Source organism: Pseudomonas sp. SJZ080, from assembly GCF_007828295.1.
GTDB classification, from domain to species: Bacteria; Pseudomonadota; Gammaproteobacteria; order Pseudomonadales; family Pseudomonadaceae; genus Aquipseudomonas; species Aquipseudomonas migulae_A.
In genome coordinates this window covers 1-25448 of the sequence record NZ_VIUK01000037.1, presented here as the reverse complement: position 1 = coordinate 25448, position 25448 = coordinate 1, and the positions used below count along the sequence as shown (strand labels likewise).

General features: G+C 58.5%; 24 protein-coding genes. 18 read left to right on the top strand and 6 right to left on the bottom strand.

The window, feature by feature from the left end:
* Nucleotides 1-5: 5 nt before the first annotated feature.
* The 9 genes from FBY04_RS30020 (at nt 6) to FBY04_RS29975 (ending at nt 12005) form a co-directional block, all read left to right on the top strand.
* The gene (locus tag FBY04_RS30020) at nt 6-710 is read left to right on the top strand and encodes a succinate dehydrogenase iron-sulfur subunit (protein ID WP_145319064.1); all 705 of its coding nucleotides are present in this window, start codon (nt 6-8) and stop codon (nt 708-710) included.
* A gap of 259 nt (nt 711-969) precedes the next feature.
* The gene (locus tag FBY04_RS30015) at nt 970-3801 is read left to right on the top strand and encodes a 2-oxoglutarate dehydrogenase E1 component (RefSeq protein WP_145319061.1); all 2832 of its coding nucleotides are present in this window, start codon (nt 970-972) and stop codon (nt 3799-3801) included.
* Nucleotides 3802-3843: 42 nt separating this feature from the next.
* Nucleotides 3844-5067, top strand: a complete 1224-nt coding sequence (gene odhB, locus FBY04_RS30010) for a 2-oxoglutarate dehydrogenase complex dihydrolipoyllysine-residue succinyltransferase (protein ID WP_145319058.1) — start codon at nt 3844-3846, stop codon at nt 5065-5067.
* A gap of 109 nt (nt 5068-5176) precedes the next feature.
* A complete protein-coding gene (gene lpdA / locus FBY04_RS30005) occupies nt 5177-6613 on the top strand; it encodes a dihydrolipoyl dehydrogenase (protein ID WP_145319055.1) in 1437 nt (478 codons plus the stop codon).
* A gap of 196 nt (nt 6614-6809) precedes the next feature.
* Nucleotides 6810-7976 (top strand): ADP-forming succinate--CoA ligase subunit beta, encoded by a 1167-nt coding sequence (sucC, locus tag FBY04_RS30000; protein WP_007898980.1) that lies wholly within the window; start codon nt 6810-6812, stop codon nt 7974-7976.
* Nucleotides 7976-8857, top strand: a complete 882-nt coding sequence (gene sucD / locus FBY04_RS29995; protein ID WP_008032672.1) for a succinate--CoA ligase subunit alpha — start codon at nt 7976-7978, stop codon at nt 8855-8857. Before sucC ends, sucD begins: the two co-directional genes overlap by 1 nt.
* Nucleotides 8858-9288: 431 nt before the next feature.
* Nucleotides 9289-10602 carry a branched-chain amino acid transport system II carrier protein gene (brnQ, locus tag FBY04_RS29990; RefSeq protein ID WP_145319052.1) on the top strand — a complete coding sequence of 438 codons (1314 nt, stop codon included), beginning with the start codon at nt 9289-9291 and terminating at the stop codon, nt 10600-10602.
* A gap of 264 nt (nt 10603-10866) precedes the next feature.
* The gene (locus FBY04_RS29980) at nt 10867-11604 is read left to right on the top strand and encodes a DUF599 domain-containing protein (RefSeq protein WP_084322335.1); all 738 of its coding nucleotides are present in this window, start codon (nt 10867-10869) and stop codon (nt 11602-11604) included.
* Nucleotides 11604-12005: an MAPEG family protein gene (locus tag FBY04_RS29975; RefSeq protein ID WP_145319046.1), complete on the top strand. Its 402-nt coding sequence runs from the start codon at nt 11604-11606 to the stop codon at nt 12003-12005. The genes FBY04_RS29980 and FBY04_RS29975 overlap by 1 nt, the downstream gene beginning before the upstream one ends.
* 67 nt (nt 12006-12072) lie before the next feature.
* Here FBY04_RS29975 and FBY04_RS29970 read toward each other — a convergent pair whose 3' ends face one another.
* Complete coding sequence (locus tag FBY04_RS29970; protein ID WP_064679026.1) at nt 12073-12306, bottom strand: hypothetical protein; 234 nt, start codon at nt 12304-12306, stop codon at nt 12073-12075.
* A gap of 159 nt (nt 12307-12465) precedes the next feature.
* Here FBY04_RS29970 and FBY04_RS29965 point away from each other — a divergent pair, with 159 nt between their 5' ends.
* The 3 genes from FBY04_RS29965 (at nt 12466) to htpG (ending at nt 15377) form a co-directional block, all read left to right on the top strand.
* Nucleotides 12466-12942, top strand: a complete 477-nt coding sequence (locus FBY04_RS29965) for a PaaI family thioesterase (protein ID WP_084322337.1) — start codon at nt 12466-12468, stop codon at nt 12940-12942.
* On the top strand, nt 12939-13391 hold the full coding sequence (locus FBY04_RS29960; RefSeq protein ID WP_145319043.1) for a PaaI family thioesterase: 453 nt from the start codon (nt 12939-12941) through the stop codon (nt 13389-13391). Before FBY04_RS29965 ends, FBY04_RS29960 begins: the two co-directional genes overlap by 4 nt.
* A gap of 81 nt (nt 13392-13472) precedes the next feature.
* On the top strand, nt 13473-15377 hold the full coding sequence (gene htpG / locus FBY04_RS29955; RefSeq protein ID WP_084322390.1) for a molecular chaperone HtpG: 1905 nt from the start codon (nt 13473-13475) through the stop codon (nt 15375-15377).
* Nucleotides 15378-15608: 231 nt separating this feature from the next.
* On the opposite strand, the gene FBY04_RS29950 is transcribed toward htpG, so the two are convergent.
* The 5 genes from FBY04_RS29950 to purM all read right to left on the bottom strand — a co-directional run bounded on the left by FBY04_RS29950 (nt 15609) and on the right by purM (nt 19579).
* The gene (locus tag FBY04_RS29950) at nt 15609-16469 is read right to left on the bottom strand and encodes a pirin family protein (protein ID WP_145319040.1); all 861 of its coding nucleotides are present in this window, start codon (nt 16467-16469) and stop codon (nt 15609-15611) included.
* A gap of 61 nt (nt 16470-16530) precedes the next feature.
* Nucleotides 16531-16947, bottom strand: coding sequence for an OsmC family protein (locus FBY04_RS29945; protein WP_084322340.1), 417 nt, complete (start codon nt 16945-16947; stop codon nt 16531-16533).
* Nucleotides 16948-17148: 201 nt separating this feature from the next.
* Nucleotides 17149-17862: a DUF3108 domain-containing protein gene (locus FBY04_RS29940; RefSeq protein ID WP_084322341.1), complete on the bottom strand. Its 714-nt coding sequence runs from the start codon at nt 17860-17862 to the stop codon at nt 17149-17151.
* Between the two features lie 8 nt (nt 17863-17870).
* Nucleotides 17871-18521 (bottom strand): phosphoribosylglycinamide formyltransferase, encoded by a 651-nt coding sequence (gene purN, locus FBY04_RS29935; protein WP_084322342.1) that lies wholly within the window; start codon nt 18519-18521, stop codon nt 17871-17873.
* A complete protein-coding gene (gene purM, locus FBY04_RS29930) occupies nt 18521-19579 on the bottom strand; it encodes a phosphoribosylformylglycinamidine cyclo-ligase (RefSeq protein WP_008013877.1) in 1059 nt (352 codons plus the stop codon). Before purM ends, purN begins: the two co-directional genes overlap by 1 nt.
* A gap of 384 nt (nt 19580-19963) precedes the next feature.
* On the opposite strand from purM, the gene FBY04_RS29925 reads away from it, so the two are divergent.
* From FBY04_RS29925 to FBY04_RS29900, 6 genes are all read left to right on the top strand, one after another.
* Nucleotides 19964-21022, top strand: a complete 1059-nt coding sequence (locus FBY04_RS29925; RefSeq protein ID WP_145319037.1) for a DUF2066 domain-containing protein — start codon at nt 19964-19966, stop codon at nt 21020-21022.
* Nucleotides 21023-21060: 38 nt separating this feature from the next.
* The gene (locus FBY04_RS29920; protein ID WP_145319034.1) at nt 21061-22134 is read left to right on the top strand and encodes an AI-2E family transporter; all 1074 of its coding nucleotides are present in this window, start codon (nt 21061-21063) and stop codon (nt 22132-22134) included.
* 230 nt (nt 22135-22364) lie between these two features.
* Nucleotides 22365-23069, top strand: a complete 705-nt coding sequence (gene hda / locus FBY04_RS29915; protein WP_084322345.1) for a DnaA regulatory inactivator Hda — start codon at nt 22365-22367, stop codon at nt 23067-23069.
* Nucleotides 23070-23282: 213 nt separating this feature from the next.
* Nucleotides 23283-23909 (top strand): C40 family peptidase, encoded by a 627-nt coding sequence (locus tag FBY04_RS29910; protein WP_017337261.1) that lies wholly within the window; start codon nt 23283-23285, stop codon nt 23907-23909.
* A gap of 222 nt (nt 23910-24131) precedes the next feature.
* Nucleotides 24132-24668, top strand: coding sequence for a C40 family peptidase (locus tag FBY04_RS29905; protein ID WP_084322346.1), 537 nt, complete (start codon nt 24132-24134; stop codon nt 24666-24668).
* Between the two features lie 15 nt (nt 24669-24683).
* The gene (locus tag FBY04_RS29900) at nt 24684-25355 is read left to right on the top strand and encodes an O-methyltransferase (protein WP_145319031.1); all 672 of its coding nucleotides are present in this window, start codon (nt 24684-24686) and stop codon (nt 25353-25355) included.
* The last annotated feature ends 93 nt before the right edge of the window (nt 25356-25448 follow it).

The following is a 25448-nucleotide window of genomic DNA, read 5'->3' as shown; positions in this document are numbered from 1 at the left end:
CCGCCATGTTGCAAGTCAGTGTTTATCGCTACAACCCTGATCAGGACGCTGCGCCGTTCATGCAGGAATTCCAGGTCGATACCGGTGGTAAAGACCTGATGGTGCTGGACGTGCTGGCCCTGATCAAAGAGCAGGACGAAGGTTTCTCCTATCGTCGCTCTTGCCGTGAAGGCGTTTGCGGTTCCGACGGCATGAACATCAACGGCAAAAACGGTCTGGCGTGCGTCACGCCGCTGTCTTCTGTCGTAAAAGGTAACAAGCTGATCGTTCGTCCGTTGCCAGGTTTGCCGGTTATCCGTGACCTGGTCGTCGATATGAGCATCTTCTACAAGCAATACGAGAAGGTTAAGCCATTCCTGCAGAACGACACGCCGGCTCCGGCCATCGAGCGTCTGCAGACTCCGGAAGAGCGTGAAAAGCTCGACGGTCTGTACGAGTGCATCCTGTGCGCTTGCTGCTCGACCTCTTGCCCGTCCTTTTGGTGGAACCCGGACAAGTTCCTGGGTCCAGCTGCTCTGCTGCAAGCGTACCGCTTCCTGGCAGACAGCCGTGACACCAAGACTGCCGAGCGTCTGGCTTCGCTGGATGACCCGTTCAGCGTATTCCGCTGCCGCGGGATCATGAACTGCGTCAACGTTTGTCCGAAAGGCCTGAACCCGACTAAGGCCATCGGTCACGTGCGTCACATGTTGCTGCAAAGCGGCGTGTGATTCAGCAGTACCCGTAGGACCGCTGTACCCGTAGATGCTACGGCGCAGGCTTCAACCGGCGCCGTAGTTTTAACCTGAGCAGCAGCTCACAAAGCTGCCGCTCTTATTTTGAAGAAATGAGACAAGCAGGGGCATCCGGGCTGGTACCCGGACTATCAGCGTGATCCTAAGTGGCTTGTTTTGGTCGCTGCATTCGGACTTCTGCAAGTTTGCTCGGTGTCGACGCCGGTGGTGTTCCCCTAACCGAGGGTGACCAAGCATGCAAGAAAGCGTGATGCAGCGCATGTGGAACAGTGCCCACCTTTCAGGTGGAAACGCTGCCTATGTGGAAGAGCTTTATGAGCTCTACCTGCACGACCCTAACGCTGTGCCAGAAGAGTGGCGCACCTACTTTCAGAAGTTGCCTACTGACGGCAACTCTGCCACCGATGTTTCGCACTCCACAATTCGCGATCATTTCGTCTTGCTGGCAAAGAACCAGCGCCGCGCACAACCGGTTTCCGCCGGCAGCGTGAGCAGTGAGCACGAGAAGAAGCAAGTTGAAGTGCTGCGATTGATCCAGGCCTACCGTATGCGTGGCCACCAGGCAGCCCAGCTTGACCCGCTGGGGCTGTGGCAGCGTCCTGCACCTGCAGACCTGTCGATCAATCATTACGGCTTGACCAATGCCGATCTTGATACGACCTTCCGTGCCGGCGACCTGTTCATCGGCAAAGAGGAGGCGAGCCTACGCGAAATTCACGAAGCGTTGCAGCAGACATATTGCCGCACCATCGGCGCTGAATTCACGCATATCACCGATTCCGAGCAGCGCCAGTGGTTCCAGCAGCGTCTGGAAAGCGTGCGTGGTCGTCCGACGTACTCCGCCGACATCAAGAGCCACCTGCTCGAGCGCGTGACTGCCGGTGAAGGCCTGGAAAAATACCTGGGCACCAAATACCCGGGCACCAAGCGTTTCGGTCTGGAAGGCGGCGAGAGCCTGATTCCGATGCTCGACGAGCTGATCCAGCGTTCCGGTTCCTACGGCACCAAGGAAATCGTCATCGGCATGGCCCACCGTGGCCGTCTGAACGTGCTGGTCAACACCTTCGGCAAGAACCCGCGCGAGCTGTTCGACGAGTTCGAAGGCAAGAAGAAGGTCGAGCTGGGTTCCGGTGACGTTAAATATCACCAGGGCTTCTCGTCCAACGTCATGACCACCGGTGGTGAAGTTCACCTGGCCATGGCGTTCAACCCGTCCCACCTGGAAATCGTATCTCCAGTGGTCGAGGGTTCCGTTCGCGCCCGTCAGGATCGTCGTAATGACCCTACCGGTGAGAAGGTTCTGCCGATTTCCATCCACGGTGACGCGGCATTCGCCGGTCAGGGCGTGGTCATGGAAACCTTCCAGATGTCGCAGACCCGCGGTTTCAAGACCGGCGGCACCGTGCACATCGTGATCAACAACCAGGTTGGTTTCACCATCAGCAACCCGCTGGACTCGCGTTCCACCGAGTACGCGACCGACGTTGCGAAGATGATCCAGGCGCCGATCCTCCATGTGAATGGTGATGATCCGGAAGCCGTATTGTTCGTGACCCAGCTGGCCATCGACTACCGCATGCAGTTCAAGCGTGACGTGGTGATCGACCTGGTCTGCTACCGTCGTCGCGGCCACAACGAGGCCGACGAGCCTAGCGGCACCCAGCCTCTGATGTATCAGCAGATCACCAAACAGCGCACTACCCGTGAGCTGTATGCCGATCGCCTGACTCAGAGCGGTGTGCTGGACGTTGAGCGTGTTCAGGCGAAAGTCGATGAATACCGCAACGCGTTGGACAACGGTCTGCATGTTGTAAAAAGCCTGGTCAAAGAGCCGAACAAAGAGTTGTTCGTGGACTGGCGTCCGTATCTGGGCCACGCCTGGACCGCGCGTCACGACACGCGTTTCGATCTGAAAACCTTGCAGGAACTGTCTGCCAAGCTACTGGAAATTCCAGAAGGCTTTGTGGTTCAGCGCCAGGTCTCGAAGATCTACGAAGACCGTCAGAAAATGCAAGCCGGCGGCCTGCCGATCAACTGGGGTTACGCCGAAACCATGGCGTACGCGACCCTGGCGTTCGAAGGTCACCCGATTCGCATGACGGGTCAGGACATCGGTCGCGGTACGTTCTCGCACCGTCACGCTGTCTTGCACAACCAGAAAGACGCGAGCAGCTACATTCCGCTGCAGAACCTGTACAACGGTCAGCCACGCTTCGACCTGTACGACTCGTTCCTGTCGGAAGAAGCGGTACTGGCGTTCGAATACGGTTACTCGACTACCCAGCCGAATGCCCTGGTTATCTGGGAAGCCCAGTTCGGCGACTTCGCCAACGGTGCCCAGGTGGTTATCGACCAGTTCATCACCAGTGGCGAGCACAAGTGGGGCCGTCTCTGCGGTCTGACCATGCTGTTGCCGCACGGTTATGAAGGTCAGGGGCCGGAGCACTCTTCGGCTCGTCTGGAACGTTATCTGCAACTGTGCGCCGAGCACAACATTCAGGTAGCCGTACCGACTACACCTGCTCAGATCTACCACTTGCTGCGTCGTCAGGTGATTCGCCCGCTGCGCAAGCCATTGATCGTTCTGACTCCGAAGTCGCTGTTGCGTCACAAGTTGGCCATTTCGACCCTGGAAGATCTGGCCGAAGGTTCGTTCCAGACCGTTATCCCGGAAATCGATGCACTGGACCCGAAAAAGGTCGAGCGCGTTGTTCTGTGTAGCGGCAAGGTCTACTACGACCTGCTGGAAAAACGCCGTGCCGAAGGTCGTGATGACATCGCCATCGTGCGTATCGAGCAACTGTATCCATTCCCTGAGGACGATCTGAAAGAAGTCCTGGCTCCTTACACCAACGTCAAAAATGCCGTGTGGTGCCAGGAAGAGCCGATGAACCAGGGGGCGTGGTACTGCAGCCAACACCACATGCGTCGCAGCATCAGCAATCTCAACAAGTCTCTCGTACTTGAGTACGCGGGCCGTGAGGCTTCTGCTGCACCTGCATGCGGTTACGCATCGATGCACGCTGAGCAGCAGGAAAAACTGCTGCAAGACGCCTTTACTGTTTAACGCCTTCGCGCACCTGAAACCGAATTTAAGGACTCACAGATAATGGCTATCGAAATCAAAGCCCCCACTTTCCCGGAATCGGTTGCCGACGGCACCGTTGCCACCTGGCACAAACAACCGGGCGACGCTGTAAAGCGTGATGACCTGATCGTCGACATCGAAACCGACAAGGTTGTGCTGGAAGTGTTGGCGACTGCTGACGGCGTGCTGGGCGCTATCGTCAAGAACGAAGGCGACACCGTTCTGTCCGACGAAGTTCTGGGCTCCATCGTTGAAGGCGGCGCTGCTGCCGCTGCTCCGGCTGCCGCTGCTGCTCCGGCCGCGGCACAGGCTGCTGCTCCTGCCGCCGAAGGCGAAGACGATCCTGTTGCTGCACCGGCTGCTCGCAAGCTGGCTGAAGAAAACGGCATCAACATCGCTTCCGTTGCCGGTACCGGCAAAGGCGGTCGTGTGACCAAGGAAGACGTGGTCGCTGCTGTTGCCGCGAAGAAAGCCGCTCCGGCTGCCGCACCTGCCAAGGCTGCTGCTCCTGCTGCCGCTGCTCCTGTGTTCGCCGCTGGCGACCGCATCGAGAAGCGCGTACCGATGACCCGCGTTCGCGCTACTGTGGCCAAGCGTCTGGTAGAAGCCCAGTCGAACATGGCGATGCTGACCACGTTCAACGAAGTCGACATGACTGAAGTCATGGCCCTGCGTTCGAAGTACAAGGACCTGTTCGAGAAGTCCCACAACGGCGTACGCCTGGGCTTCATGTCGTTCTTCGTGAAAGCGGCCACCGAAGCGCTGAAACGCTTCCCGGCTGTCAACGCGTCGATCGACGGTTCCGACATCGTTTACCACGGCTACGCTGACGTCGGTGTTGCTGTTTCCAGCGACCGCGGTCTGGTTGTACCGGTTCTGCGTAACGCCGAACTGATGAGCCTGGCTGAAATCGAAGGCGGCATCGCCACCTTCGGCAAGAAGGCTCGCGACGGCAAACTGTCGATGGACGAAATGACCGGCGGTACGTTCACCATCACCAACGGTGGTACCTTCGGTTCGATGATGTCGACTCCGATCGTCAACCCGCCGCAAGCGGCAATCCTGGGCATGCACAACATTCTGCAGCGCCCGATGGCGATCAACGGTCAGGTCGTGATCCGTCCGATGATGTACCTGGCTCTGTCCTACGATCACCGTCTGATCGATGGCAAAGAAGCTGTGACCTTCCTGGTTACCATCAAGAACCTGCTGGAAGACCCGGCTCGTTTGCTGCTGGATATCTGATTTCGTTGCATGGGCCGCTGCAGGATGGCGGCCCGTCTGTAATGACCAGCTTCGTCCCACGACGGTCCCCAAAAGGGGCCGTCCGGTTTGATTCGAGAAGGAATGACACATGACTCAGAAATTCGACGTGGTAGTGATTGGCGCGGGCCCTGGCGGCTACGTGGCTGCCATCAAAGCAGCGCAACTGGGCCTCACCACTGCCTGCATCGAGAAATACACCGACAAGGAAGGCAAACTGGCCCTCGGCGGTACTTGCCTGAACGTCGGCTGCATTCCATCCAAGGCGCTGCTGGACAGCTCCTGGAAATACAAGGAAGCCAAAGAAGGCTTCGCGATCCACGGTATCAATCACGCTGGCGTGACCATGGACGTGGCAGCAATGGTTGGCCGTAAAGCCAACATCGTCAAAGGCCTGACCTCTGGCGTTGCCACCCTGTTCAAGGCGAACGGCGTCACTTCCCTGCAAGGCCACGGTAAACTGCTGGCCGGCAAGAAAGTCGAACTGACCAAGCCAGACGGCAGCGTTGAAATCATCGAAGCCGAGAACGTGATTCTGGCTTCGGGCTCGCGTCCGATCGACATTCCACCGGCTCCGGTTGACCAGAACGTGATCGTCGATTCGACGGGCGCGCTGGAATTCCAGACCGTACCAAAACGTCTGGGCGTGATCGGCGCCGGCGTGATCGGTCTGGAACTGGGTTCGGTCTGGTCGCGTCTGGGTGCCGAAGTCCTGGTTCTGGAAGCGCTGGAGAAGTTCCTGCCAGCCGCTGACGACGCGGTTTCCAAAGAAGCTTTCAAGACCCTGACCAAACAAGGTCTGGACATCAAGCTGGGCGCTCGCGTTACCGGTTCCAAAGTGAACGGCGACGAAGTCGTTGTGAACTACACCGATGCCAACGGCGAACAGAACATCACTTTCGACAAACTGATCGTTGCCGTTGGTCGCCGTCCAGTGACCACCGAACTGTTGGCTGCCGACAGCGGTGTGACCATCGACGAGCGCGGTTTCGTATTCGTTGACGACCAGTGCGCCACCAGCGTACCGGGTGTTTACGCGATCGGTGACGTGGTTCGCGGCATGATGCTGGCGCACAAGGCGTCCGAAGAAGGCATCATGGTGGTTGAGCGCATCAAGGGCCACAAAGCCCAAATCAACTATGACCTGATCCCGTCTGTTATTTATACTCACCCGGAAATCGCGTGGGTCGGCAAAACCGAGCAGACCTTGAAGGCTGAAGGCGTTGAAGTTAACGTTGGCACCTTCCCGTTCGCAGCCAGTGGCCGTGCCATGGCAGCCAACGATACCGGCGGTTTCGTGAAAGTCATTGCCGATGCCAAGACTGACCGCGTATTGGGCGTCCACGTGATTGGCCCGAGCGCTGCAGAACTGGTTCAGCAGGGCGCGATCGGTATGGAATTCGGCACCAGCGCTGAAGACTTGGGCATGATGGTTTTCTCCCATCCGACCCTGTCTGAAGCCTTGCACGAAGCAGCTCTGGCAGTGAATGGCGGCGCCATTCACATCGCCAACCGCAAGAAGCGTTAAGACAATAAGAAACCACGGCGGTATGGCCCGTCGTGAGCCTTGCATGCAAGACTCACCGCGGAATATCCGCTGGACGCAGTCTTGCGTAGCTGCACCGGTTGTCCGGAAAGGTTACGCAAGCAGCAGTCACAGGTGGTGCGGCACTTGAACGAGTGCAGCACCGAATGCGCAGTACCTAACGAAGACGGTAATAAGCATGAATCTTCACGAGTATCAGGGTAAGCAGCTGTTCGCTGAGTACGGCCTGCCAGTTTCCACCGGTTATGCGGTAGACACCCCGGAAGCAGCAGCAGAAGCTTGCGACAAGATCGGCGGCACCGAGTGGGTTGTCAAAGCCCAGGTCCACGCTGGTGGTCGCGGTAAAGCGGGCGGCGTAAAGCTGGTTCGCAGCAAAGAAGACGCCAAGGCATTCGCGCAGCAGTGGCTGGGCAAGCGTCTGGTGACTTACCAGACTGATGCCAATGGTCAGCCAGTCACCAAGATCCTGGTTGAATCGTGCACTGATATCGCTAAAGAGCTGTACCTGGGCGCTGTCGTTGACCGTTCGAGCCGTCGCATCGTGTTCATGGCTTCCACCGAAGGTGGCGTGGACATCGAGAAAATCGCTCACGACACCCCTGAGAAAATCCTCAAGGCCACTATCGATCCACTGGTTGGCGCTCAGCCATTCCAGGGTCGCGAGCTGGCATTCCAGCTGGGTCTGGAAGGCAAGCAAGTTGCTCAGTTCGCCAAGATCTTCGTAGGTCTGGCCAAACTGTTCAAGGATCACGATCTGGCTCTGCTGGAAGTGAACCCGCTGGTGATCAAGGCTGACGGCGATCTGCATTGCCTCGACGCCAAGATCAACATCGACGCCAACGCCATGTACCGTCAGCCTAAGCTGAAGACTTTCCACGATCCGTCGCAAGACGATCCGCGCGAAGCGCACGCTGCCAAGTTCGAACTGAACTACGTAGCGCTGGAAGGCAACATCGGTTGCATGGTCAACGGTGCTGGCCTGGCCATGGGTACCATGGACATCGTCAACCTGCATGGCGGCAAACCAGCCAACTTCCTCGACGTGGGCGGCGGTGCTACCAAAGAACGCGTTACCGAAGCGTTCAAGATCATCCTGTCCGACACTAACGTCGCTGCAGTACTGGTCAACATCTTCGGCGGCATCGTTCGTTGCGACATGATTGCCGAAGGCATCATCGGCGCTGTGAAAGAAGTCGGCGTGAAAATCCCGGTTGTTGTTCGCCTTGAAGGCAACAACGCTGAGCTGGGCGCTAAAGTACTGGCAGAAAGCGGTTTGAACATCATCGCTGCTACCAGCCTGACCGACGCTGCTCAACAAGTCGTTAAAGCTGCGGAGGGCAAATAATGAGCGTCCTGATCAATAAAGACACCAAAGTTATCTGCCAGGGTATTACCGGTTCGCAAGGTAGTTTCCACACCCAGCAAGCCATCGAGTACGGCACCAAGATGGTTGGTGGTGTAACTCCGGGCAAAGGCGGCACCGAGCACCTGGGTCTGCCAGTGTTCAACACCGTGAAAGACGCTGTAGCTGCCACTGGCGCCACCGCCAGCGTGATCTACGTTCCAGCTCCTTTCTGCAAGGACTCCATCCTGGAAGCAGCATTCGGCGGCATCAAGCTGATCGTTTGCATCACTGAAGGCATTCCTACCCTGGACATGCTGGATGCCAAGGTCAAGTGCGACGAGCTGGGTATCACCCTGATCGGCCCTAACTGCCCAGGCGTGATCACTCCAGGCGAATGCAAGATCGGCATCATGCCAGGTCACATTCACTTGCCAGGCAAGGTCGGTATCGTTTCCCGTTCCGGCACCCTGACCTACGAAGCTGTGAAGCAGACCACTGACGCCGGTTTCGGTCAGTCGACTTGCGTCGGCATCGGCGGTGACCCGATCCCGGGTTCGAACTTCATCGACATCCTGAAGCTGTTCCAGGAAGACCCGAAGACCGAAGCGATCGTCATGATCGGCGAGATCGGCGGTTCGGCTGAAGAAGAAGCGGCTGCCTACATCAAGGCACACGTGACCAAGCCGGTTGTTTCCTACATCGCTGGTGTGACTGCTCCTCCGGGCAAGCGCATGGGCCATGCTGGCGCAATCATCTCTGGCGGCAAAGGCACTGCGGACGAGAAATTCGCTGCGCTGCAAGACGCAGGCGTTAAAACCGTGCGTTCGCTGGCAGACATCGGCAAGGCCTTGGCCGAGCTGACCGGTTGGGCTGTCAAGTAAGCCTCGCGCTTAGCTGACGCTTCACCAGACAAAGGCCACCTTCGGGTGGCCTTTGTCGTTTCCGGGGTTTACTTCAAGCAGGACCGGCCCCTTCGCGAGCAAGCCCGCTTCCACACTGGATCTGCGTTGTTACAAATTCTTATGTACGACGCTGATCCAGTGTGGGAGCGGGCTTGCTCGCGAAGGCGTACTTACAGACGCCAACCATTTACATGCAAAAACGCGACACGAAACTGTCGCAGATCGGATAGTTCGCCCCCTAACAGTGCGTTTGTCGCGCAAATTCGTTAGGCTAGCCGCCATTTTTGCGTCCGCAGCCCACAAGGCCGCTACGCGCTAAAGGGTCAGTCCTATGCGGACCGACAGCATTTCCCTCACCCATAAGGGAAATCCCTCTCTAAATTCCGATTCAGTAGTGTGGTATTTCCTTAATGAAAGTGTTGAAAGGCCAGGACATCCTGGCACTTGGTTTTATGACATTTGCCCTGTTCGTCGGGGCTGGCAACATCATCTTCCCGCCTATCGTCGGTTTGCAGTCCGGGCCTCATGTCTGGATGGCGGCGCTGGGCTTTCTGATTACCGCGGTCGGTCTGCCGGTGATCACCGTCGTGGCCCTGGCCAAGGTCGGCGGCGCGATGGATGCCTTGAGCAGTCCGATCGGCAAAATCGCCGGTGGCTTGCTGGCCGCTGCGTGCTACCTCGCCGTTGGCCCGCTGTTCGCGACGCCGCGCACTGCGACCGTATCGTTCGAAGTGGGCCTGGCGCCGCTGACCGGCGAAAGCCCGCTGGCGCTGTTCCTCTATAGCTCGGTGTATTTCCTGCTGGTGTTCTTCATCTCGCTCTACCCGGGCCGTTTGCTGGATACCGTAGGACGGTTTCTCGCACCGCTGAAGATCACCGCCCTGGCCGCTCTCGGCATCGCCGCGTTCGCTTTGCCGGCCGGTGATATCGGCGTGGCGACGCCGGAGTATGTCGCAGCACCGTTTTCCCAAGGCTTCATCAATGGTTACCTGACCATGGATACCCTCGGTGCGCTGGTGTTCGGCATTGTCATCGTCAACGCCATCCGCTCCCGTGGTGTCGAGTCGCCGGTGTTGATCACCCGCTATGCGATCATTGCCGGGTTGATTGCGGGCGTTGGTCTGGCGCTGGTGTATGTCAGTCTGTTCCGTCTCGGTTCGGGCAGCCATGGAGTGGCTGCCGGTGCGACCAACGGCGCAGCGGTATTGCACGCTTACGTTCAACACACCTTTGGTTCGCTGGGCAGCGGTTTCCTCGCGGTGCTGATCTCGTTGGCCTGCCTGGTCACAGCGGTCGGCCTGACCTGTGCTTGCGCCGAATACTTCAGCCGTGTGTTGCCACTGTCCTACAAGACACTGGTCATTATCCTCGCCGTGTTTTCCCTGTTTGTGTCCAACCTGGGCCTCACCAAGCTGATTGCGTTTTCGATCCCGGTACTCACCGCGATCTACCCGCCGTGCATCGCGCTGGTCGCCCTGAGCTTCTGCAAGGACTTCTGGTATGAACAGGGCCGCATCGTCGGTCCGGTGATGCTGGTGTCGTTCATCTTCGGTCTGATCGACGCGCTCAAGGGCGCAGGTCTGGCGGACTGGATGCCGACGCAACTGGCTCACCTGCCGCTGAGCGAGCAAGGCCTGGCGTGGCTGGTGCCGTCGGTCATGACGCTGGTGGTTGCGGTGGTTTGCGACCGTATGCTGGGCAAGCGCGAAGAAGCGCTGGCTTAAGGCTGTCACGGCCCGCCATAAGCGGGTCTTGAGCTACAACAGAAATGCCCCGTATCAATCGATACGGGGCATTTTTTATGCGCGTGATGCGGTGTCTTTTTTCTTGAGCTAACGTCGAAGCATTGCAAAATCCAATGTGGGAGCGGGCTTGCTCGCGAAGACGGCTTATCATTCAACATTGATATCGACTGACCCTCCGTCTTCGCGAGCAAGCCCGCTCCCACATTCGATTTCGTTACTCTTTAACACATCACAAGGACCTGCATGTCGTTCATCCACGCCAACCTGATCCACATTCTCGCCGCTATCTGGTTTGTCATCTGCTGGGGCGGCTATACCCGTTATGCGACGTGGAAGGGCCGCGACACTGCGTGCCTGGCCAGTGTGCTGCACCTGTACCGCGAAGACTGGATGCGCCGCATGCTGCTGCGCGACAACCGCATCGCCGACGCCAGCGTGGTCGGTAACCTGGAGCGCAACGCGTCGTTCTTCGCCTCGAGCACACTGATTATCCTGGCCGGCATTCTCACCGTGCTGGGTGCGTCGGAGAGGGCTGTGTCTTTGCTGGCGGATATCCCGATGGTGCAGCAGGCCTCCCAGGGAATGTCCGAGATCAAGTTGCTGTGCCTGGCGCTGGTGTTTGTGTATGCGTTCTTTACGTTCAGCTGGTGCATGCGCCAATACAACTTCGCGGCCATTCTGATTGGTTCGGCGCCCATGGTCGGCGAGCGCCATGTCTCGGAGCAGGAGCGCAAAGCCTTTGCGTCCCGGGCGGCGCGTGTCATTTCAATGGCCGCCAACCAGTTCAACTTCGGCCTGCGCTCCTATTACTTCGGCATGACCATGCTGGCCTGGTTTGTCAGCCCCTGGTTGTTCATGCTGATGAGTGCCGGCGTGGTGCTGGTGCTCTATCGCCGGGAGTTTCATTCCGACGTTCTCGACGTGATGGTCTATACCCCTACAGAGGCGCCCTTGCCTGAAGCGATCAAAGAGGCTGCTTGATGAGTATTCCGTTCTGGTGTGTGTTTATCAGCGCCTTGCTGATTTACGTGGCCCGCATGCCGGTGGCCAAGGCCATGAAAGAGCAGGGGGGTTACAACAATCACCTGCCGCGCCAGCAGCAGGCACAACTCACCGGCTTCGGTGCACGAGCGGTGGCGGCCCATCAGAACTGCTTCGAAGCCTTCATCTTGTTCTCGGCGGGGGTGTTGATGGCGCACACCACGCAGACGGCGGGATGGCTGATTGATTCGCTGGCAATCATCTTCGTGATGACGCGAATCATTTACTTATTGTGCTATTGGGGCGATCTCGCCTGGCAGCGAAGTCTGGTGTGGTTTGTCGGACTAGTGTGTTCGTTGCTGTTGATGATTAGTCCGACTTTTAGAACTGTTTTGCTCTAGCAAGGCAAATGACGAGCAAAAGAAAACCCGCACTTGGCGGGTTTTCTTTATCACGCTAAAAACTGTTTTAGTTTTTAGGTGCTTCTTTTGCAGCGGCTTCGTTCGATTCAGCCTGAGCTTTGGCAGCTTCGGCGTTTTCTTTCGCTGCGTCGTTCACTTTATCCTGAGCTTTGTTCATGTCTTGCTGAGCTTGCTCAGCATGTTGGTTAGCATCTTGAGCTTTGTCCTCGGATTTTTTATCGCAGGCAGCGAGACCGAGGGAAGCGGTCAACATCAAGGCAATAGCTAAAGTCTTACGCATGGGGTGTTTCTCCTTGGGAAAAATATCTACTTGGCCTTTCGAGCACAGCCAACAGGGTTAAGTTCCTCAATTCGTTCAGATATATAAGATTATTCCCACGGGAACTTTTACCGAACACGCCTAGTGCGATGTCGGAATACTAAGAAGAGTTTTTATCAAATGGCCGAAAACCCCGTTTTTGAGCGCGCGACACGATTTCTATCGGCATTGCGACACTGTCAGGTACTCGGGCTGCGAGTTCACAGTGCCAGCAGTGACGGACTCACAGTGATTCTGCCGTACAGCCCGCAAATCATCGGCAATCCGCAAACCGGCGTGATCCACGGCGGGGCGCTGACTACCTTGATGGACACCGCGTGCGGCATGTCCACCCTCTGCGTACTGCCCGAGTTCGAAGTCTGCCCGACCCTCGACCTGCGCATCGACTACATGCACGCGGCCGAGCTGCACAAGGATGTGTATGGCTTTGCCCAGTGCTACCGGGTCACCACGGACGTGATCTTCGCCCGTGGTTTTGCCTATCAGGACGATCCCGAACAGCCCATCGCCCATGTCGTGGGTACGTTCATGCGCATGGGCAAGGGCGTCAAAGGCACCAAGGGATTTGGTGGCGCCATCGCCGGAGGAGCGAAATGACCGACAACTTCAAGGAACAACTGCAACAGGCCCATGAGCAGGGCGACTACGCCGCGCTGCTGCACCTGATTCCCTACGCCAAGCTGATCGGTGTCGAATGCGCGCGGGTCGGGGATGACCTGTTGTTTCGCCTCCCGGCAAACAAGGACAACATTGGTAACCCTTTACTGCCGGCGATTCATGGCGGTGTGATTGCAGGGTTCATGGAGCTGTCCGCCGCATTGCACTTGCTGATTCTCACCGGTTCGCCGGGCGTGCCGAAGATCATCGACTTTTCCCTCGACTACCTGCGCGCTGGGCAGTTTCGTGACACGTGGGCCAGATGTCAGGTGTGCCGTCAGGGGCGGCGTGTCGCCAACGTGGCAGTGACCGCCTGGCAAAGCACCGAATCCGAACCCATCGCCACGGCCCGCGCCCACTTCAAAATCGATGAGCCCTTGAAATCCTGATCCGAGCCCCCAACTTTGATGACAACCCGCCGCCGACCCTCTAGGTCGCGGCCACTGCCATCTGATTGGAGTTTGATGACCATGAGTGTGGAAACTCAAAAGGAAACCCTGGGCTTCCAGACCGAGGTGAAGCAGCTGCTGCACCTCATGATCCATTCGCTGTATTCCAACAAGGAAATCTTCCTTCGCGAATTGATCTCGAACGCCTCTGACGCTGTCGACAAATTACGTTTCGAAGCCCTGTCCAAGCCTGAGTTGCTGGAAGGTGGCGCCGAACTGAAAATCCGTGTGAGCTTCGACAAAGACGCTAAAACCGTCACCCTCGAAGACAACGGCATCGGCATGAGCCGTGAAGATGCGATCACCCACCTGGGTACCATCGCCAAATCCGGCACCGCCGATTTCATGAAACACCTGACGGGCGATCAGAAAAAGGATTCGCACCTGATCGGTCAGTTCGGTGTGGGTTTCTACTCTGCCTTCATCGTCGCCGACAAAGTCGACGTGTTCAGTCGTCGTGCCGGTGCTGCCGCCAGCGAAGGCGTGCATTGGTCGTCGAAGGGCGAAGGTAATTTCGAAGTTGCCACCGTCGAGAAAGCCGATCGTGGTACTCGCATCGTCCTGCACCTGAAGTCCGGTGAAGACGAGTTCGCCGATGGCTGGCGTCTGCGCAACATCATCAAGAAGTACTCCGACCACATCGCTTTGCCGATTGAGTTGCCGAAAGAAGTGGCAGCCGCTGAAGGTGAAGAGAAGCCGGCCGTTGAGTGGGAAACCGTCAACCGCGCCAGTGCCCTGTGGACCCGTCCTCGCACCGAGATCAAGGACGAGGAATATCAGGAGTTCTACAAACACATCGCTCATGACTTCGAAAACCCGCTGAGCTGGAGCCACAACAAGGTCGAAGGCAAGCTTGAGTACAGCTCGCTGCTTTACGTACCAGCCCGTGCTCCGTTCGACCTGTACCAGCGTGAAGCGCCGAAAGGCCTGAAGCTGTATGTGCAGCGCGTGTTCGTGATGGATCAGGCCGAGTCGTTCCTGCCGCTGTACCTGCGCTTCATCAAAGGCGTGGTCGATTCCAATGACCTGTCGCTGAACGTGTCGCGGGAAATTCTGCAGAAAGACCCGATCATCGATTCCATGAAGTCGGCGCTGACCAAGCGCGTTCTCGACATGCTGGAAAAGCTGGCGAAGAACGAGCCTGAGCAATACAAAAGCTTCTGGAAAAACTTTGGCCAGGTCATGAAAGAAGGCCCGGCAGAAGACTTCGCCAATAAAGAGAAAATCGCTGGCCTGCTGCGTTTCGCGTCCACTCAGGGCGAAGAAGGTGAGCAAGTCGTGGGTCTGGCCGAGTACCTGGCGCGCGCCAAGGAAGGTCAGGACAAGATTTACTACCTGACCGGCGAAACCTACGCGCAAGTCAAAAACAGCCCGCACCTGGAAGTCTTCCGCAAGAAAGGCATCGAAGTGCTGCTGCTGACCGACCGCATCGACGAGTGGCTGATGAGCTACCTCAGCGACTTCGACGGCAAGAGCTTTGTCGACGTGGCGCGCGGTGACCTCGATCTGGGTAACCTGGATTCGGAAGAAGACAAGAAAGCCGCGGAAGAAGTCGCCAAGTCCAAAGAAGGTCTGGTTGAGCGTCTGAAAACTGCGCTGGGCGAATCCGTGGCTGAAGTGCGGGTTTCCCATCGTCTGACCGACTCCCCGGCGATTCTGGCCATCGGCGAGCAGGACCTGGGCATGCAAATGCGTCAGATCCTGGAAGCCAGCGGTCAGAAGGTTCCGGATTCGAAGCCTATCTTCGAATTCAACCCGGCGCACCCGCTGATCGAGAAGCTCGACAACGAGCAGAGCGACGAGCGCTTCGGCGACCTGTCGCACATCCTCTTCGATCAAGCGGCTCTGGCGGCCGGCGACAGCTTGAAGGACCCGGCCGCGTATGTGCGCCGTCTCAACAAGCTGCTGGTTGAACTGTCGGTTTAACGACGTTGTAAAAAAACCCGCTTCGGCGGGTTTTTTATGACCTGAATTTTTTTGGCTGTGAACCCGATCCTGTAGGAGTCGGCTTGCTGGCGATGGCGATTTCGACGCCGCCATCGCCAGCAAGCCGGCTCCTACAGTAGACCGCATTCCAATGTGGGAACAGTGATTGCGACTCGGTCTACCGTAGGAGTGAGCCTGCTCGCGATGGCGGCGGCAATAACGCCACAAACCTCAAGGCAGCTCAATACGCTCGCTTTCCCCCGGCACAGTCGGCCAATCCCCGGCCGCCCAGCGTCGCCGCGCTTCGTCGATAGCCGCCGGATCGCTCGCCACAAAATTCCAGTTGATCCGTCGCGGTCCATCCAGCGGCGCGCCGCCGAACAACACCGCATGACAGTCGCTCTCGGCGAACAACGTCATTTCTTCCCCGGCCGGCAGCACCACTAGCGAGTACGGCTCTAACGGCTCGCCATCGAGCTGCGCATCACCGCTCAACACATACAGGGCCCGTTCTTCATGCTCGGTGGGAATCAGCAGCGTGGTTGCTGTTTGCAGGTTCAATTCCGCGTACAGCGTAGGAGAAAGCACCGGCACTGGCGATTCCAGGCAAAAGCCTGACCCGGCGATCATCCGGATCTTCACGCCAAGGTTATCGCTGACCGGCAACGTGGCTGCCGGGTGATGGCTGTAGTGCCCCGGGCCTCGCTCATGATCCTTCGGCGATGCCAGCCAGATCTGCAAACCGTGCATCGTGAATCCGCTTTCCTTCAATGCCTCGGGCGTACGCTCGACGTGGGCTATGGCGCTGCCGGCGGTCATCCAGCTGACGTCACCGGCCTCCACCACCTGATCGGAGCCAAGGCTGTCCTTGTGCTGGATTTTTCCTTCAAACAAGTAGGTGAGGGTCGACAGACCAATGTGCGGATGCTGACGGATGTTCATGCCTTTGCCCGCCGGATAACGGGTTTCCAGCATGTGGTCGAAAAACACAAAGGGCCCGACGCTGCGGCATTTGGCTGACGGCAGCGGACGAAGAATCGGCTGGCCTTCGACATCTTCGGCGCGGGGGCGGATCACGAGGGGAGTGTTCATGGTGCATTCCAGGCTGAGCGGGTGACGCGTGGAGCATAACCCGCTTGCCCGGCCCTTGCCGCTATTGGCTGAATGCGCCTTCAGACAGATGGGTTTCGATGCTGACTTGCGTGGTGGTCATCAGCTTGTGCACCGGGCAACGGTCGGCCACGCGGTGCAGTTCGTCGCGCTGGGCATCGGTGAGCACACCCTTGAGGGTGAGTTTGACGTGCAGGGCGTATTTGCCTTTCTGCTCTTCACTGTTGTCGCGTTTGACCTCCACACCAACACCCGTCAGCGGAATGTCTTTTTTCTTCGCATACAGCTTCAGGGTCAGGGCCTTGCACGCGCCGAGCGCTGCGTCGAAGTAATCGTGCGGCTCGGGTGCCGAGCCTTCACCGCCCGCGGAGGTCGGTACGTCGGCAAAGAGTTCGTGGTCATCGATTTGTACGCTGTGACGAAAACCTTCGGCGGAAACGGTATTGACGGTAACTGTCATGGGAAACCTCAGCAGTAGGAAAAGTCATTCGATCAAAAAAGACCTTGAAGGTATAGAGCATTCCACCTGATGCGCGTTCCACTTTCTTGTTGAGGTGATCGCAACCCAGCGGGAGCAAGCTCCCTCGCCACAGGTTATGTAGACGAAGCATTAGGCGAAAAAAAGCCCCGCATTTGCGGGGCTCATTCGTGTCGATCCGGATCAGCTGCCTTTGACGGACTTGCCGTTGACCTTGCCGTCCAGGAGCATGATGTTGTACTCCTTGCCGTCGGTTTCGACCTGTTGCAGGCGAACCAGCAGGTAATCCCAGTCCTTGGCGAACCACAGCACGGTAATGCGCTTGCTTTGTGTCGGGTCGCGCACGCGCTCGACCTTGATCGCGTCGATCTGGCCAGCCTTGGTGTCGACTTTTTCCGAACCCAGCACGCGGAAGTCGTAGGTATCGACTTCACCATCATCGACCACCTGATAGCTCATGCTTTTTTTGCCGGCGGCCACGTCGTGTTGCAGGGCCAGCTGATAGGTGGATTTGTCGACCATGCCGCGGTTGAGCGGGATCTTGACCGCGTCGCCGCGATCGGTGCCGGTGACCATTTTGGCGGTCCAGTCGAAATCCAGGTCAGCCTTTTTGGCTTTGCCCAGGCCACCGCGTTCAAAGTGGTAGGACTGTGGCAGCAGGGTGTCCTTGTCCAGGGTCAGGGTGCTTTCTTCGGTCAGGCTGGCGATCATCATCGAGGCCTTGAAGCTGAGCTTCCAGACACCGTTGGCTTCCTTGGTCAGGCTGCGCTCGGCAGTGCCGCTCATTGGAAGCTGCTTCCAGTCGGCGGTGTAGCTGGCGGAGAAAGGTTGAAGTTCTGTTGCCTGCGCAAAAGGCAGGGCAAGCAGAGCGCAAGCGAAGAGCAGGGCGCGACGCATAAAATCTCCTAGGTTCGAATCAAGTGGCCGCTGGCCGCGAGTAACTTGCCATCCAGTAAAGCACCTTGTTCGCCGAGTGATAAACGGCCTTCGGCAAACCAGCGTACGGCCATCGGGTAGATCAGGTGTTCCTGGGTGTGAACTCGCTGCGCCAGACTCTGCGGCGAATCCTGCAACTCTACCGGTATTACTGCCTGTACGACCAGTGGTCCGCCATCGAGTTCCTCGGTGACAAAGTGCACGGAACAGCCGTGTTCAGTGTCTCCGGCCTCCAGCGCGCGCTGATGGGTGTGTAACCCTTTGTATTTGGGTAACAGCGAGGGATGGATGTTGAGCAGGCGACCCGCGTAGTGGCGCACGAAGTCAGCGCTGAGGATGCGCATGAAACCGGCCAGGACCACGAGTTTGGGATTGAAGGTGTCGATCAGTTCGATCAGCGCGGCATCGAAGGCTTCGCGGCCTTCGAACGCCTTGTGATCCAGGGAGCGGGTGTCGATACCCGCCTCCCTGGCACGTTGCAGGCCGTAGGCGTCGGCGCGGTTGGAAATCACCGCGGCGATGCGGACCGGGCTGTCGCCGGTCCGCGTGCTGTCGATCAGGGCCTGCAAGTTACTGCCGGTGCCGGACAACAGCACCACCACATCACAGGTCTGAGACATCAATGAGCCTTGAGGTTCTTCAGTTCAACCTGGGCCGCGCCTTCGGCAGCGGTGGCGATCTGGCCGATGACCCAAGGCTGCTCGCCGGCTTCACGCAGCACGTTCAGCGCGGTTTCGACGTGCTCTTGAGCTACGCAGATCACCATGCCAACGCCGCAGTTCAGCACGCGGTGCATTTCGTTTTCGTCGACGTTGCCTTTCTCTTGCAGCCAGTCGAACACGGCCGGGCGAGTCCAGCTTGCAACGTCAACCACCGCTTGAGCGCCTTTTGGCAGCACGCGCGGGATGTTGTCCAGCAGGCCGCCACCGGTGATGTGGGCCATGGCTTTGACTGCGCCGGTTTCCTTGATCAGCTTCAACAGCGGTTTCACGTAGATGCGGGTCGGGGCCATCAGCAGGTCGGTCAGCGGCTTGCCGTCGAGCTGGATGTTTTCGATGTCGGCACCGGACACTTCGATGATCTTGCGGATCAGCGAGTAGCCGTTGGAGTGCGGGCCGGAAGACGGCAGGGCGAGCAGGGCATCGCCGGCAGCGACTTTGGAACCGTCGATGATTTCGGATTTTTCCACGACGCCGACGCAGAAGCCGGCCAGGTCGTAGTCTTCGCCTTCGTACATGCCCGGCATTTCAGCGGTTTCGCCGCCGACCAGGGAGCAGCCGGACAGTTCGCAGCCTGCGCCGATGCCGGTCACGACCTGGGTCGCGGTTTCGACGTTCAGTTTGCCGGTGGCGTAGTAGTCCAGGAAGAACAGCGGCTCGGCGCCGCAGACCACCAGGTCGTTCACGCACATGGCCACCAGGTCGATGCCGATGCTGTCGTGCTTGTTCAGGTTCAGCGCCAGACGCAGCTTGGTGCCGACGCCGTCAGTGCCGGAAACCAGCACTGGCTGCTTGTAGCCGGCCGGGATTTCGCAGAGGGCGCCAAAACCGCCCAGGCCGCCCATGACTTCCGGGCGCGCAGTGCGCTTGGCGACGCTCTTGATGCGTTCGACCAATGCTTCACCGGCGTCGATGTCTACACCGGCGTCCTTGTAGCTCAGGGAGGGTTGCTTGCTCATGATCCAGGCCTTTAGGGGGGATTCAGGGGTAACGACCGAGTCCAGTGGGACCGCCGAAACAAACGAAGGGCATGTGCCTTGCGCGAATTTCAGGGTGCCCGGCTGTTGCCGGTCTGCGAAGGCGCGCGATTTTATCAGGCTTGAGGGGCAGCGGCCATCCTCAGGCCGACAGCAGGGGCATATCGATACAAAAAAACCGTTATTGCCCGTGTTGGTCGCCTCCCGCTTGGCTGTATAAGGTATCGCGATTATCCGTCTATCGTTATGGCAGTGCGAAAAACTTAACCGGGACGTGTGAATGTTTTACGGGGGGCGATGGTCACAGCCTTGCCCGATTATCTTCATGCGGTCAGTTCCAGCCGCTCTTGTCGTCAGGAATCCTCCATGCGTTTTTTCAGATCATTGTTTGTGGGTTGTTTGTCTCTGGTCAGCCTGGTGAGTCATGCCGAAACGGTCAAAAGCCTTTATCAGGTGCGCGAGCCTGTCACCAGCCAGGCGCCAGAGGAGCGTGATCAAGCCACCCAGCGTGCGCTCGACACGCTGGTGCTGCGCCTGACCGGCGATCCCAAGGCTGTGCAAAGTCCGGGGTTGGCCGCCATTCGCAAGGACCCGCAGCAGATCATCAGCCAGTACGGTTTCGAAGCCGGCCCGCCGGAAGTACTGAAGGTGGATTTCGACCCGGCCAGCACCGAGCAGGCGTTGCGCCGTGCCGGGCTGTCATTGTGGGGCGCGAACCGGCCATCGATTCTGACGTGGTGGCTGAACGACTCGACCGAAGGTTCGAGTCTGGTGGGTGATGGCCAGGCCAGCGCGGCGCCACTGCGTCGCGCGGCACAGCACCGTGGTCTGCCGCTGCGGCTGCCACTGGCGGACCTGAGCGAGCAACTGGTCGCCACCGCGCCGAATCTTGAAGGCACCGATGCGGCGCCCCTGCGCGGCGCATCGGATCGTTACAATGCCGACGCCTTGCTGGCCGTGCATGCCCGTGAAGAGAGTGGTCAGTGGCAGGCCAAATGGCATCTGTGGCTGGGCGACCAGAAAGAAGCGGGCAGCGTGCAGGGCGCGGATCAGGCCGCTGTCGCCGATGCGGTACTGCTCGCGGTCAGCCAGCGACTGGCACCACGCTTTGTGGTCAAGCCCGGAAGTTCGGGCGAGCAGCTGCTGGAAGTGCAGGGCATGAATCTGGAGCGTTATGCGACGCTTGGGCGTTTGCTGGAACCGTTTGGCGCGCGCCTGCAAAGTGTTGACGCTGACCGGATTCTCTACCGGGTCAATGGCAGCGCCGAGCAGTTGCGGTCGCAGTTGTCGCTGGCGAAGTTGCAAGAGGTTCCGGCGGGTGAAGCCCCGGCGCCGACCGTGCCTGTCCAGCCGGTGGCAGAGGGCTCGGCGCCTGTTGTCGCGCCACCGCCTGCACCGGTGCCGCAGTTGCGTTTCCGTTGGTAAGGCTTTCTTTCTTTATATAGATGCAAATGGAGTGGTACATGGCCGATACGCGGCGTTGGTTCTGGTTGGGTGGGGTGGTTCTGCTCTGCGCGTTTATCTGGCTGTTGCATCCGATTCTGACGCCGTTTCTTGTGGCGTTGCTGTTGGCATATTTGTTCGATCCGCTGGTGGATCGGCTGGAAAAGGCCGGCCTGTCCCGGACCTGGGGCGTGGTGGCGGTGTTCGCGCTGTTCACCTTGATCTTCACCACGTTGCTGCTGGTGCTGGTGCCGATGCTCGCCAAGCAGTTGTTTCGCCTGTACGAGCTGGCGCCGCAGATGCTCGACTGGTTGCAGCACACCTCATTGCCGTGGGCGCAATCGAAATTCGGGCTGTCGGACGGTTTCTGGAAGTTCGACAAGCTTAAAGCGGCGATCAGCGAACACATGGGGCAGACCACCGACATCGTGGGCGTGGTGCTGAGTCAGGCCACTGCATCCGGTCTTGCGTTGATCGGTTGGCTGGCCAATCTGGTGCTGATCCCGGTCGTGAGCTTCTATCTATTGCGGGACTGGGACCTGATGGTGGCCAAGATCCGCAGCCTGCTACCCCGTGACCGTGAAGAGCGCGTGGTGATCCTGGCAGGCGAATGCCATGAAGTGCTTGGTGCGTTCGTGCGCGGGCAATTGCTGGTGATGGTGGCGCTGGGTGTCATCTATTCGGCAGGGCTGATGCTGGTCGGGCTGGAACTGGGGCTGTTGATCGGGATGATTGCCGGTCTGGCGGCGATTGTGCCGTACATGGGGTTTGTCATCGGGATTGGCGCGGCGCTGATTGCCGGCCTGTTCCAGTTTGGTGGCGACTTGTACCCAATGGTTGGCATCGTTGCGGTGTTCATGGTTGGCCAGGCGCTGGAGGGCATGGTGCTGACGCCGTTGCTGGTGGGCGACCGCATCGGTCTGCACCCGGTGGCGGTGATCTTTGCGATTCTGGCCGGTGGTGAGCTGTTCGGTTTTACCGGCGTGCTGCTGGCGCTCCCGGTGGCGGCGGTGATTATGGTGCTGGTGCGCCATGTGCATGATTTGTATAAAGATTCTGATATCTACGGCGGCGTCGACGAACCTGAGCTCTAGAGGTCGCCGATGACGCATTGCGGGCGGCCTGGTTCAGTGACAGGCTGGCCCGTGTCCCATGGGCGGCTGTCACATACGCCGCCAAAGAAACGCACATGAAACCGGGGCGATAACGCAAACCTTTGATTTTGCTTATGGTCTGTCGCATTGTGCGGTCAGCTTCACGGGTATAAACTTCGCACACTTTACACAGAGGCCACTAACGGTTCCTTTGGAACTGTTCAGTCAGCATGAAACCGATTCAGCTGCCCCTAGGTGTGCGTCTGCGTGATGACGCTACCTTTATCAATTACTACCCAGGCGCCAATGCCGCTGCACTCGGCTATGTCGAGCGGCTGTGCGAAGCCGACGCCGGCTGGACCGAAAGCCTGATTTACCTCTGGGGCAAGCACGGGGTAGGGCGTACGCATTTGTTGCAGGCAGCCTGCTTGCGCTTCGAGCAGATGGGTGAGCCGGCGGTGTATCTGCCACTGGCCGAGTTGATGGATCGCGGCACCGAAATTCTCGACAACCTCGAACAGTACGAACTGGTCTGCCTGGATGATCTGCAGGCGGTTGCCGGCAAGGCGGACTGGGAAGAGGCGTTGTTCCATCTGTTCAATCGCCTGCGTGACAGCGGTCGGCGCCTGCTGATTGCAGCATCGACGTCACCGCGCGAATTGCCGGTGAAGCTGGCGGACCTGAAATCCCGTCTCACGCTGGCACTGATCTTCCAGATGCGACCGCTGTCCGACGAAGACAAATTGCGCGCCCTTCAACTGCGTGCGTCTCGTCGTGGATTGCACCTGACCGATGAAGTCGGGCATTTTATTCTGACCCGTGGCACTCGCAGCATGAGTGCGCTTTTCGAGCTGCTTGAGCGTCTCGATCAGGCCTCCCTTCAAGCTCAGCGCAAGCTGACCATTCCGTTTCTGAAAGAGACTCTGGGCTGGTAAAAGCCAAGCCCTGCAAGGTTTTTGGCATTTTTCAGGCGCCAAAAAGTGCGCTTTCCTACGGGGTGTAGGTCGCGCAAGCGTCTAAATGGGGCTTAAGCGCTTAGATGGAAACGCGAAACCGGAAAGTCACATAAAGTTCGATTGAATTTGCAAATGAGGATGATAGCGGGCATAGTCTCGGCTTCTTTACAACTATCAGCCACGGTCGTGCCCATGCTAAATCGCTTTGCACCCCTCGTGCCTCTCGCACTCGTCACCCTGTTGTTCGGTTGCGCTGCCCACTCTCCAGTGTCGGAGCAAGCGCCTCAACAGCAGGTTAAAAATTCTGTTACTGCGCAATCCTCTTCCGTTCTTTTCCAGGAAGAGCTGGCCACCGATAAAGAACTGGCAGACTTCGCTGACGGCAAGTCCTACCAGCTTCCGGTTCTGGCCGACAGCATCCTCGAACGTGGCATGTCCCTGATCGGTACCCGTTACCGTTTCGGCGGCACCTCCGAGGCTGGCTTCGATTGCAGCGGTTTCATCGGTTATCTGTTCCGTGAAGAAGCCGGCATGAACCTGCCGCGTTCCACTCGCGAAATGATCAACGTGGACGCGCCGCTGGTTGCTCGTAGCGCGCTCAAACCGGGCGATCTGCTGTTCTTCGCCACCAACGGCCGTCGCGGTCGTGTCAGTCACGCGGGGATCTACCTCGGTGACAACCAGTTCATCCATTCCAGCAGCCGCAAAAGCGGTGGTGTCCGGGTCGATAGCCTGGGCGACAGCTACTGGAGCAAGACCTTCATTGAAGCCAAGCGCGCACTCGCGATGGCCCCGACCGTGGTCACGGCTCGCAAGTAATGCATCAACCTGTCGCCACTTCAGTGGCGACAAAAAGCCTCTCTGCAACAGAGTAGGCGGACAGTTTGTAAGGCGAACTTAAAGTCTTACTTGAAGTTTGCCGCATAGCCGCTAGAATCCTGATCTATTATTGATGGCAAACCGCCTGCGTCCTGCGCAGGCGGTTTTCTTTTCTGCCCTGTCGGCAGAAAAAAGCCGCAGCCAGATCAGGATGTTCTGCTTATGACGATGTCGGCCCGCCTCGCACTCATGTTCTTCGCAGCGCTGCTCAGCGCCTGCGCCAGCCGTACACCGCCGCCTGCGCCGGTGGTTCGCGCGCCGATTGTCTTCGGTTCACCCCAACCTTTTTCGCCTGAGGCCGAAGATGTGCTGTTTCGCGCGTTGGGCCTGGTCGGCACGCCTTATCGCTGGGGCGGCAATACGCCCGATTCCGGGTTCGATTGCAGCGGCCTGATCGGTTACGTCTACCGTGACGTCACCGGCATCTCTCTGCCGCGCACTACCCGCGAGATGATCAGCATGCAAGCGGCCAATGTCGGCAAGGAAGGCCTGCAAACCGGCGACCTGATTTTCTTTGCCACCAATGGCGGCTCTCAGGTCAGCCACGCCGGGATCTACGTCGGTGAAGGCCGCTTCGTCCATGCGCCGGCCACGGGTGGCACAGTGAAGCTCGACAGCTTGTCCAAAGCTTATTGGCAGAAAGCCTACCTCAGCGCCAAGCGTGTCCTGCAACCTGAGCATCTGGCGCGTAACCCTTAATTCGCAGAGGTCGTCATGACCGCTCGGACACTCAATCTCGACGATTCCCTGTATCAATACCTGCTCGACGTTTCCCTGAGGGAAACGCCGCTGCTCAAGCGTTTGCGCGATGAAACCCAGGCGCTGCCGATGGCACGCTGGCAGGTGGCCCCGGAGCAGGGGCAATTCCTCGCATTGCTAGTGAAACTCACCGGCGCCAGGCGCTTGCTGGAAGTCGGCACCTTCACCGGTTACAGCGCGTTGTGCATGGCGGCGGCGTTGCCGGAGGACGGTTCACTAATCTGCTGTGACATTCCTGGTGACTACAACGCCACGGCGCGCCGTTACTGGCAGGAAGCAGGGCTCGCCGAACGAATTGACCTGCGCCTGGCGCCTGCGCTGGAAACCTTGGGTCAGTTGGATCAGCCCGGACAATTCGATTTGATTTTCATTGATGCCGACAAGGCGAACTATCCAGCCTACCTGGAGCATGCGCTGCGTTTGCTGCGTGTCGGAGGCCTGGCGGTGTTCGATAACACGCTGTGGAGCGGGCGGGTGCTTGAGCAGAATCCCGAGAGCGAAGACACCCGAGCCATCCAGGCGCTCAATCTCGCCTTGAAGGATGACTCGCGTGTGGATCTGTCGTTGTTGCCTGTAGGAGACGGTTTAACGCTGTGTCGCAAAAAAGTAGGCACTACACCGATCTAATGTGGGAGCAACTGTCTTCACCCTGCCATTCGTCACCGCCATTCGGTGCCATCTCTCAGCATGGCATTCAGTCTGATCAGTAATATTCGCATG